Below are 10,011 nucleotides of genomic sequence, written 5' to 3' on the forward strand. Positions count from 1 at the left end.
TTGATGCATTAATTGATAACTTACCGTATTTTGGCCATGAGATTGAACAAGCAGCACGTAGATTCGGGGAAAGTAATTTACTCGGTAAAATTCAGGAGAATTTAAATATTAATGTTGCGAATATGGTAAAAGACTATACAGTTGATTTTACAAAGTCATTATCATCAGTAACTGGGAATGTAACTGGATTTTTGAGTACTATTACAGAGGTTGTTTTAACATTTGTAATGGTTCCATTTATATTGTTCTATCTTTTAAAAGATGGCGAACAATTGCCGAATCACTTCTTAAAGTTCATTTCAGAGCAAAGACAACCAGCAGCAATGAGAATACTAGATGATATGCATTATGCGATTAGCTCGTATATTAGAGGTCAAATTATCGTCAGCTTATTTATCGGTATTATGCTATTAATTGGTTATCTTATTATTGGTATAAAATATGCGGTACTACTTGCAATTTTAGCGATGATTGTAAATATTGTTCCGTACGTAGGCCCAATTATCGCGATTACACCAGCGTTAATTATCGCATTTATCGACTCGCCAGCAATGGTGTTAAAAGTAATTATCGTTATGATGGTTGTACAATTAGCAGAAGGTAAATTTATTTCTCCGCAAGTTATGGGGAAAAAGTTAGATATTCACCCGATTACTATCATTTTTATCATTTTAACTGCCGGAAACTTATTCGGGATTATGGGCATTATTTTAGCCATTCCAGGATATGCGATATTAAAAGTGTTAGTTACGCACGGTTATAGATTTGTTAAGTTGAATACGTGAAAAAAAGCGCTAAAACAGTGGGAACTGTTTTAGCGCTTTTTTATTAACAATTCATTTGCATATTGGCGCGCCCATTGATCCGCTTCCAATATAGCATCTAGTGAAGGATCTTTTACGTTATGATGAGCTTCAACTGTTTTGTAAATTGTTTTTTCAATATCAAAAAAGGCAATTTCATTTTTTAAGAATAGTGCATTCGCAATTTCATTTGCTGCATTTAATACAGCGGGAGTAGTACCACCGATTTTGCCACATTCATATGCGTATTGTAGACAAGGGAACTTCTCTAAATCTGGTTTTTCAAAATGTAAACTACCGATTTCTAATAAATTTAATTTTTCATAGGAAGAAGGTAGCCGAGTAGGATAGTGAAACGCATATTGAATCGGCATTCTCATATCAGGAGCACCGAGCTGTGCCATAACTGATCCATCAATAAATTCTACTAAAGAATGAATGATACTTTCTTTATGAATCATTACATCAATTTTTTCATATGGAATATCAAATAGCCATCTCGCTTCCATTACTTCGAACCCTTTATTCATTAATGTGGCAGAATCAATCGTTAGTTTTGCGCCCATTAACCAGTTTGGGTGCTTTAAAGCATCTTTTGCTTGTAATGTTTGCATTTCATCACGTGTTTTATCACGGAATGCACCGCCAGAAGCTGTAACGATTAATTTCTCAATTTCTTTATTATTTTCTCCGTTTAAACATTGGAAAATAGCTGAATGTTCGCTATCTACTGGAATTAAGCGACATCCGTTTTGTTTCGCTAGTTCAGTTACGATATGTCCAGCTGCAACTAACGTTTCTTTATTAGCGATGGCAATATCTTTCTTCGCCTTTAATGCTTCAATCGTTGGAAGTAGTCCGGAAACTCCGACAACAGAACTTAATACAAGATTTGAATCAGGGTGAGTAGCTACCGCAATTAAGCCATCAGTTCCGTATGTGATTTTTGTATTCGCTGAAATACGCGTACGAAGCGTGTCCGCTAAGTCTTTTGTCGCAACGCTTACAATACGAGGTTGAAACGTTTTGATTTGTTGCTCAAGAAGATCAATATTATAATTTGCGGTTAAACCGACGATTTTAAAATGTTCAGGGTGAGCTGAAACGACATCTAATGCAGATGTGCCGATAGATCCTGTGGAACCTAAAATGGATATATATTTTACCATGAAAAAACCTCCAAAGTTGTTTCGAATATTTCTGCAAACCTATATAATATTAGACAATTGAAGTGGAAATTCCTGCTATATAAAATAGAAAATTCGGGTTTGTTTGGAAGTGAAATGTGATAAACTGTAAAAAATAACGAAAAAGCAATGAAAGAGAAGAGTACATATTCGAAACTTTTCAGAGAGCTGATATGTGGTGAGAATCAGTAAGGGATGAATATGGAATGGACTCTGGAGCTTCTAACTGAAATGAGTAGGTAAAGACGGTTACTTCACGTTATTGAAGTATGAAGTGAGCTAATGATAGCTAATTAAGGTGGTACCGCGGGAGTCTCTCGTCCTTTTTAAGGATGAGGGGCTCTTTTTATTTTGCGAAAGGAGGAGTTAGTGTGAGTGAAAAAATAATGTTAACAGGAATTAAGCCGACAGGTTATCCGCATTTAGGGAATTATATTGGTGCGATTAAACCTGCATTACAAATGTCAAAGAATAATGAAGGAAAAGCATTGTACTTTATAGCTGATTATCATGCATTAAATGCTGTGCATGATCCAGAGAAGTTCAGCAGTTATACGAAAGAGGTAGCAGCTACTTGGTTATCACTTGGACTTGGAGAAGATGTTATTTTTTATCGACAAACAGAAGTGCCGGAGATTCTAGAATTAGCTTGGATTTTAGCTTGCCTAACTCCGAAAGGTCTTATGAACCGTGCTCATGCGTATAAAGCGAAGGTGGAGCAAAATAAAGAAGCAGGGTTAGAGGTCGATGCGGGAGTGAATATGGGGTTATACACGTACCCGATTTTAATGGCAGCTGACATATTATTATTTCAAGCTACTCATGTACCAGTTGGAAAAGACCAAATTCAGCATATTGAAATTGCGCGTGATATTGCGACGTATTTTAATCATACATTTGGCACGACATTTACACTTCCAGAGTATGTCATACAAGAAGAAGGAGCTATTTTACCTGGTCTTGACGGAAGGAAGATGAGTAAAAGTTACGGAAATGTGATCCCATTATTTGCAAAGCAAGAAAAACTACGAAAGTTAATATTTAAAATCAAAACAGATTCTTCACTTCCAAATGAACCGAAAGAACTAGAAACCTTATTTACAATTTATAAAGAATTTGCGACAGAAGACGAAATACAGTCATTACGTGAAAAATATGAAACTGGAATCGGATGGGGCGATGTGAAAAAAGAGTTGTTTCGCGTTGTAGATCGAGAGTTAGCTGGACCTCGTGAGAAATACACTATGTATATGAATGAAACGAATTTATTATATGAAGCGTTGGAAAACGGTGCTGAGAAGGCACGCGCTATTGCAAAGGTAAATTTAGCGGAAATTAAAAAACGGATTGGATTTGAGAGGGAACGTTAAGCGTTCCCTTATTTTTTTAGATAATCTGTAATAATCCTCTCAATAACAGAGGGAAGATTATTAGGTAATTCATTAAGTGAAAAGAAGCGTAATTCTTTCGATTCACTTTGATCGCATACAAGTTCACCATGAAATTCTCGGCAAATATAAAAAACGAGTACACCGTTTACTTGATCGCCGTTTGGATAGATTTGAAAGAAGTCTGGCCCTGAGTATGTACGGAATAGTTCTGGATTTTTAATAATAAGTCCAGTTTCTTCAAACACTTCTCGTTTTAAAGCATCTTCTAACGTTTCGTTATATTCTAGGGCACCACCAATAATGCTCCAGCGGTTAAAATCTGTACGGAGCTGCAGCAATACTTCATCTTTTTCATTTAATATAATGGCGTGTGATCCTATTAGAATAAGTGGATGATTTCCTACTAGATTTCTCATATCTTCAATATAACCCATGTCATTGCTCCTTGTATTTAATAATAGTTAGGAATTTCTTTTAACATTCTTTCTGTTTTACGTGCTGTAAAGGCTAAGTTATGGTCGTCTTTCGTTCTGAAAAATAATGTGCGTAAAAAGGTTTTAATGTTGGCACATAAAATACAATACTCATTAAGCGAAAGGCGTTTTCTAATTTGAGGAAGCCTTTTTATTTTTTTATGAATAATAGAAATTAACTCGTTTTGAGGAAAATCATGATACAGCATTGCTAGTAATGCTGTAACAATGCGTTCATCTTCGTTATTATGAAAAAGGTCAGATGGAATAAAGATTTTATTTAATAAACAATGAATTAATTCTTCGTACCATTCAAAAGTTGTATACGTATTATGAACAATTTCAGTAAAGGCATCAGATACGTGAGCAAGACAATGAGCCCATCCTTTATTTTCGATATAGCTCCGAAAATCCGTTTCTAAGTTTGTGTATGTAATGAGTTTATTTTTTATTTCTTCGATATCCTCCTCTGTACAAAAGTAGTGCGAATTAGCGAATTGGAGTATTAACGCAATTAACGAAACAGTGTAAGAACGTGTGAAAACCCCATCTGTATGTGGGGAGTAAATGTCACAATATAAATACTCATCACTTAAACAAGTTTGCAGAAGTAATTTCAGCTGATCGTCCATAAGGAATTCATGATGAATGAAATGTGCAAAACATTTATATATAAGTTGGTAACGAACGTAGCTATCAGTTGTTCCGATATACTGAAGCATGTTCAAAGTTAACTCATTTACGTCTATATGCTGTAGTTGCGTATAGTCATTTTGTTGTATAAGCTCTAACTGTTGTTGCAATGCTGTAATATCCACTGGAGAACCTCCTCCGCACTTTAAAGATGCGATCTTTTCTAGTATTCTATATATTCAAGGACAATCCTGCTCATGCAAGGAGAACGATTAGAAATTCGAGTATGATATAGATGAGGGAAGAATATGACGACGATAGAACAGTTAGAAAAACATTTTAAAATAAGAAGAAGTGCTTCTTCTATTATGATAAAAGAAAATAATGCAGAGATTTTTACAGAAGAGCAATTAGAGGAAATGATGCAATATTGCGTTGCTGAAGCTAAAAAAGGTGAATTAGAAAAACTACATTTTGAAATCTCTCCAAAAAGTCTAAATTATGATGTGTATAAAAAATGTTTTGAAACGTATTCATTTGAATATGTTACGGAAAACATGATTGTATTTAAAGATATATATGAAGTAGAAGATGTAGAAAGTGAAATGGATTTTAAGCTTATTGAAGAAGTTGGAGAAGAGGCTTTTTATTCACTGTGGAATGAAGCGACGGGAGAACCAGTCGCTCCTGATCAATTTGTGCATATGATGCTACAAGAAATTGGTGAGCAGTGGAAAGAACATTGCTTAACAGCGAGTGTAGGTGAAGAGCCGATAGGGATTGTAATTCCGCATATTGAAAGAGGTACGTTAGAAGAAGGGAAACTTATGTACTTCGCAGTTACTCCAAATATGCGTAATAAGGGATATGAAGCTGCATTATTTGCAGGTGCGATGTTTGTCTTAAAGGAAATAGGTGCATCTTATTATATTGGTGAGACAAATGTACAAAATGAATGGATGAAGGATGTTTTTGAAAAGAATGGATGTCAGCTGTTTAGTTCAACTGAGAGATATGTGAGAAAGTTTTAGGAGGATGAATGATGTATACTCTCGAACTCGTATAGCGGGAGGGGACTATATATGTTAAAGCAATCCATGCATTCATTCGTGTTATTGTATCCAAATGTATTGTTAGAAGGCTGGAATGTTGAAAAAGTTTCAGAACGTTATGAAGGTGAAAAGTGGGGAAGTTTTTGGTTTCAGGTTGTTACTCCAACTGGGATGTTTCGAGTAAAGGAATTTTTTCTCGATATAATGGAACCAGTATTTCCGGATAGCTGTATTTCTCAAGCAAAAGGAGATTGTTTTCATTATAAAGGGCTTGTGTATTGGAAAGGTATAAATTATAAAGGAAAAGAAAGTTACGTTACATCTATATGGAAAACACAAGTTGAAATTTCTGTTGATCATGGATATGTAAACCAAGACGAAATGGAACGATTTCTATTTGAATTACAACCAGTAAATATGGAGCTTGGGAAAACGATATTACATACATCATTTCACTTATTAAGCTTTCAAGCGAAGAGAAGTGAAATGGGTGAGATAGGAAGATGTAGAGAGTGGAATGCTCCAGATGACGTATCCTATGTAAATTTGTTAATTCATGAAAAACTAAATTGGAAACTTGAATCGGTCGGTTTCGGAAATGATGAAACGCAGTATGTATACTGGGACGAAGTTAATAAACTATATGCACTTTGGGTTTGTAGACATAAAAACAAAGCGTATTATCCTATTTCTTCATGGACAATGAACTATGGCCCAAAACAAATTATAAACGGGTTAGAGTTTTATCCGCACCCTAATCGCGGAACAGTTGTATACGAAGATTTAGGTAATGAACAAATCGCATACGTATTTCGCGGTAATCCATGTACAAATTTTGAACAAGTAAAAGAACTTTTCGCCTGTTTGTAAGATAAAAAGAAAAATGAGAACGACAAAATGGATATTCCCATAATACAATAGGGTAAGATTCAATTATAAGAGAAAGCGTTGGTGAAAGAATGGAGCAGCAAAGAAATTGGCTACAAGCAACTGTAGAGAGAAATGAAGATAATACGTTACAAATAAAATGGGAAAATAATATAGAAGAAGTTCGTATTTATTGGAGTACTTCACCAGAACATATTGAAGAAACTGGAGAATTACTTGCAACGGTAAATGGAGAATTATCATATACAATTGAAAACCCGAGTGAAAATGAACGTCCATATTTTAGATTAGTAGGAAGTAATGGACAAGCAGTAACAGTAGCTGAGCGTAGACTGCCATTACAAGGCGCGTTTAACTTCCGTGATATGGGAGGATATGAAACGACAGAAGGCCGTAAAGTGAAATGGGGCAAATTATACCGTTCTGAAGAATTAGCAGGACTAACAGAATGGGATATTGCGTATTTACAAAAGTCTGGCTTAAAGTTAATTTGTGATTACCGTACAGACTTTGAAGTGAAGCATAAGCCGAATCCAGAAATTACAGGTGTTCGTCAAGTGTGCTTACCAGTTATGCAAGACTTAGCGAAAGACTTAAATATAAATGAGTTTTTCCAAGTTGGTGACCTTTCTATGTTAGGAAAACCAGGTGAGTATCTTGTGAAAATGAATCAAGATTTCGTAAGTGGCAACGAGGCATTCGTGAGCTTCTTAAACTTAGCGCAAAACCCGGAAAACTTACCGTTAGTAAACCACTGTACAGCTGGAAAAGATCGTACTGGATTTGGTTCAGCATTATTACTACTTTTACTAGGTGTACCAGAAAAAACAGTAATGGAAGACTACTTACTAAGTAACGGATTCCGTGAAAAGCTAAATGAAAAAATGATGGCCTTTTTAGGTGCGAAATTACAAAACGATGAGAGCAGAGCGATATTAGGTGCAATGTTTGAAGCGCGTGCTGAATACTTGCAAGCTGCGATTGGTGAAATTCAAAAGCAATACGGATCAGTTGAAGCATACGCTGAAAGGGCCCTTGGCTTTACGAAAGAGTCGTTAGAGGAAATGAAAGAGTTATTGCTAGAAGATAAGTAAGAAGAAGGAGGCTGGTTTTAATTAGCCTCCTTTTCTTATTGTTGATATAATTAAGCTATGAGAATATAGGAATTGAGGAGAACATCATGAAATACAAATTTATATTATTCGACGTAGACGATACATTATTAGATTTCCCTGAAACAGAAAGACACGCATTACATAATGCGTTTGTACAGTTCGGGATGCCTACAGGGTATAATGATTATCTTGCAAGTTATAAAGAGATTAGTAATGGATTATGGAGAGATTTAGAAAATAAAATGATTACGCTAAGTGAATTAGCGGTAGATCGATTTAGACAATTATTTGCCCTTCATAATATAAAAGTAGATGCGCAGCAATTTAGCGATGTATATCTTGAAAACTTAGGGAAAGAAGTACATCTTATAGAAGGTGCAGTGCAATTATGTGAGGATCTACAAGATTGCAAGTTAGGTATTATTACGAATGGATATACGAAGGTGCAACAATCGAGAATTGGAAATTCGCCTGTATGTAATTTCTTTGATCATATTATTATTTCAGAAGAGGTTGGTCATCAAAAACCAGCACGTGAGATTTTTGATTATGCGTTTGAAAAGTTTGGGATTACAGATAAATCAAGTGTATTAATGGTTGGAGATTCGCTTTCTTCTGATATGAGAGGCGGAGAAGATTACGGCATTGATACGTGTTGGTATAATCCGAGTTTGAAAGAAAATAGGACAGATGTTAAGCCGACTTATGAAGTGGAGAGTCTGCTACAAATTTTAGAAATTGTAGAAGTGACTAAAGAAAAAGTAGCTTCATTTTAAGTGTATTGATATATGTTCAGTTACAGTCAATATAGGAAAGAGCTGTGTAACAACTAGAGGTGAATAAAGGATGTTAACGTTTTTATTTGAGTTAGACAAGAATCTCCCGCAGAAGGATGAGCCACGGTATGATGCTTATTCAAAGGGCTTTATCGAAGGAGATGTAACGATTTGCGCGAGTGACAGTGTATTTTTTCAAAAATCATGTATGAAGGTTGCAGAGCTGGGGATTTATTTAGGTCAGTGGATGGAACAAGTTCAACATGGGCAGAACGTGCCTATGAAATATGAAACGGCTGACCGTGAAGAGGTAATTCTTGGTTTCTTCTACGAAGAGGATTATAATCAATGGAATGTTTTTTCCAGCTGGCAAGAATTTGAACTTCAAGAGCGTATAGCTACTACAACATTAATAGAGAGCGTTCAACGCTATTTATATGAGTTAAATAAGGAACTGCGCATGATAGAATATCCTGTGACGTTTGATCAGTACTTAAGAGGAGAGCGAATGATGCAACTCTCTTACAAACGACCGTGTGATAGCAAAGCAGATACGACACCGATAGAGGTTTATAATGGAAGTGAGCAAGTAGGCGTAGTAAGGGGCTATTATAAAAATACGCTGATGAGAGTGCTGGATTTCATTCCAAAAATTGGTAGTAACATTATTTATGAAACAAAGGATAGTAAGGACAATATTCGCGTCATTGCAAAGGATGTAAGTAGGCAGCGCCAAAGAAGGATTTTAGTAACGTACAAAGATAATCATGATGCAGAGCATGAAATACTTGTATGTGACGGAAAGTTATTGGATGCAAATTTCTTATTTACCTTTACATATAAGGCAGAAGAATATGTTGTCCATAAAACTTCATTTGGAATGGGAAAGTTATTACGAAAGGGCTATGTAATTGCAGATTGGAATATTCGTCTTGAGGAAGATATGTATTACATTGAGATGAATGTATATGATGAAGATTACATGCAGGATCAATACTTACTATTAGGCGTATTTCATGCGGTTTTATATGGATAATCAATGAGAAATACCGTCATTCTTCTTGGAAAGAATGACGGTATTTTTTATTTATCCTCAAAAATAAAAATCTCATCAATCGTACTATGTAGTGCCTTCGCTATATCGTGAGCAAGTTGTAAGGAAGGATTGTATTTACCTTTTTCGAGATGACTAATTGTTTCACGTCGCACACCAACGCTCTTTGCTAAATCTTCTTGTGTCATGTTCAACTTGGCGCGGTATTCTTTTATCTTCGTTACGAACGCCATGGTGCATCTTCCGTTTCATCAACAAGTTTATCGTAAAAGAACATAGAGAAGCCGAACGTAAGAATGAGTGTGCTGAAAATAAGAGCGATATCAATCTCTTGTAGTACCGGGTTTGGAAATAACATTTCAATAAACAGAATGATAGCGGTAGTTAGTAATGTAACGATAAAGGCATTGCGGCACGATTTATTGACGATTTGTTCAAATAGTTCATCGTGTTGAACTGTTCTATACGATGTGAAAAAGGAGAAGAAACACAACATAGTAAACAGTCCTTTTTCATAAAAAAAGCCGAGGAAATCGAAGAAACCGAGAAACCCTAAATATTTTATCCAAGTTGTTTTCACGATAGATTCTCCTTTCAATGTTAGAAATAATTCACGTTATGTTATAAATATATCACATG

12 protein-coding genes and 1 other annotated feature are annotated in these 10,011 nt (G+C 35.4%); of the genes, 7 read left to right on the top strand and 5 right to left on the bottom strand.

All coding sequences use genetic code 11. The annotated features are described in order from the left end of the window. Window positions 1–785 (top strand): AI-2E family transporter (locus ACQGS6_RS17715; RefSeq protein ID WP_426965364.1); only part of this gene is annotated, 785 nt, incomplete at its 5' end. Window positions 786–814: 29 nt separating this feature from the next. Here ACQGS6_RS17715 and ACQGS6_RS17720 read toward each other — a convergent pair. After that, entirely contained in the window at window positions 815–1,972 is a 1,158-nt protein-coding gene (locus ACQGS6_RS17720; protein WP_065845324.1) for a 1-deoxy-D-xylulose-5-phosphate reductoisomerase, read from the bottom strand. A gap of 138 nt (window positions 1,973–2,110) precedes the next feature. Continuing rightward, window positions 2,111–2,318: a binding site (T-box leader), on the top strand. 43 nt (window positions 2,319–2,361) lie between these two features. Between ACQGS6_RS17720 and ACQGS6_RS17725 the strand changes: the two genes are divergently transcribed. After that, window positions 2,362–3,360 (top strand): tryptophan--tRNA ligase, encoded by a 999-nt coding sequence (locus tag ACQGS6_RS17725; RefSeq protein ID WP_030026542.1) that lies wholly within the window; start codon window positions 2,362–2,364, stop codon window positions 3,358–3,360. 8 nt (window positions 3,361–3,368) lie between these two features. On the opposite strand, the gene ACQGS6_RS17730 is transcribed toward ACQGS6_RS17725, so the two are convergent. Together ACQGS6_RS17730 and ACQGS6_RS17735 are read right to left on the bottom strand one after the other, a co-directional pair. Then, complete coding sequence (locus tag ACQGS6_RS17730) at window positions 3,369–3,815, bottom strand: NUDIX hydrolase (protein ID WP_426965365.1); 447 nt, start codon at window positions 3,813–3,815, stop codon at window positions 3,369–3,371. A 17-nt stretch (window positions 3,816–3,832) separates the two neighbouring features. Beyond that, on the bottom strand, window positions 3,833–4,672 hold the full coding sequence (locus tag ACQGS6_RS17735; protein WP_426965366.1) for a DUF2785 domain-containing protein: 840 nt from the start codon (window positions 4,670–4,672) through the stop codon (window positions 3,833–3,835). Between the two features lie 123 nt (window positions 4,673–4,795). Here ACQGS6_RS17735 and ACQGS6_RS17740 point away from each other — a divergent pair, with 123 nt between their 5' ends. From ACQGS6_RS17740 to ACQGS6_RS17760, 5 genes are all read left to right on the top strand, one after another. After that, the gene (locus tag ACQGS6_RS17740) at window positions 4,796–5,518 is read left to right on the top strand and encodes a GNAT family N-acetyltransferase (RefSeq protein ID WP_426965367.1); all 723 of its coding nucleotides are present in this window, start codon (window positions 4,796–4,798) and stop codon (window positions 5,516–5,518) included. Window positions 5,519–5,569: 51 nt separating this feature from the next. Next, complete coding sequence (locus tag ACQGS6_RS17745) at window positions 5,570–6,409, top strand: hypothetical protein (RefSeq protein ID WP_002102212.1); 840 nt, start codon at window positions 5,570–5,572, stop codon at window positions 6,407–6,409. A gap of 89 nt (window positions 6,410–6,498) precedes the next feature. Beyond that, the gene (locus ACQGS6_RS17750) at window positions 6,499–7,521 is read left to right on the top strand and encodes a tyrosine-protein phosphatase (RefSeq protein ID WP_426965368.1); all 1,023 of its coding nucleotides are present in this window, start codon (window positions 6,499–6,501) and stop codon (window positions 7,519–7,521) included. An 86-nt stretch (window positions 7,522–7,607) separates the two neighbouring features. After that, window positions 7,608–8,318 (top strand): YjjG family noncanonical pyrimidine nucleotidase, encoded by a 711-nt coding sequence (locus ACQGS6_RS17755; protein ID WP_000875417.1) that lies wholly within the window; start codon window positions 7,608–7,610, stop codon window positions 8,316–8,318. A gap of 70 nt (window positions 8,319–8,388) precedes the next feature. Continuing rightward, entirely contained in the window at window positions 8,389–9,354 is a 966-nt protein-coding gene (locus ACQGS6_RS17760; RefSeq protein WP_426965369.1) for a tubby C-terminal domain-like protein, read from the top strand. A 47-nt stretch (window positions 9,355–9,401) separates the two neighbouring features. On the opposite strand, the gene ACQGS6_RS17765 is transcribed toward ACQGS6_RS17760, so the two are convergent. Beyond that, window positions 9,402–9,605 carry a helix-turn-helix transcriptional regulator gene (locus ACQGS6_RS17765; protein ID WP_000896302.1) on the bottom strand — a complete coding sequence of 68 codons (204 nt, stop codon included), beginning with the start codon at window positions 9,603–9,605 and terminating at the stop codon, window positions 9,402–9,404. Continuing rightward, the gene (locus ACQGS6_RS17770; protein WP_326318598.1) at window positions 9,593–9,952 is read right to left on the bottom strand and encodes a DUF3796 domain-containing protein; all 360 of its coding nucleotides are present in this window, start codon (window positions 9,950–9,952) and stop codon (window positions 9,593–9,595) included. Before ACQGS6_RS17770 ends, ACQGS6_RS17765 begins: the two co-directional genes overlap by 13 nt. Between the last annotated feature and the right edge of the window lie 59 nt (window positions 9,953–10,011).

The organism is Bacillus sp. GMs2/2, from assembly GCF_050172095.1.
Taxonomy (GTDB): domain Bacteria; phylum Bacillota; class Bacilli; order Bacillales; family Bacillaceae_G; genus Bacillus_A; species Bacillus_A cereus.

Coding starts and splice junctions, on each gene's coding strand:
- ACQGS6_RS17720 (WP_065845324.1), bottom strand. CDS start 1,972: ATGGTAAAATATATATCCATTTTAGGTTCCACAGGATCTATCGGCACA.
- ACQGS6_RS17730 (WP_426965365.1), bottom strand. CDS start 3,815: ATGGGTTATATTGAAGATATGAGAAATCTAGTAGGAAATCATCCACTT.
- ACQGS6_RS17740 (WP_426965367.1), top strand. CDS start 4,796: ATGACGACGATAGAACAGTTAGAAAAACATTTTAAAATAAGAAGAAGT.
- ACQGS6_RS17745 (WP_002102212.1), top strand. CDS start 5,570: ATGTTAAAGCAATCCATGCATTCATTCGTGTTATTGTATCCAAATGTA.
- ACQGS6_RS17750 (WP_426965368.1), top strand. CDS start 6,499: ATGGAGCAGCAAAGAAATTGGCTACAAGCAACTGTAGAGAGAAATGAA.
- ACQGS6_RS17755 (WP_000875417.1), top strand. CDS start 7,608: ATGAAATACAAATTTATATTATTCGACGTAGACGATACATTATTAGAT.
- ACQGS6_RS17760 (WP_426965369.1), top strand. CDS start 8,389: ATGTTAACGTTTTTATTTGAGTTAGACAAGAATCTCCCGCAGAAGGAT.
- ACQGS6_RS17765 (WP_000896302.1), bottom strand. CDS start 9,605: ATGGCGTTCGTAACGAAGATAAAAGAATACCGCGCCAAGTTGAACATG.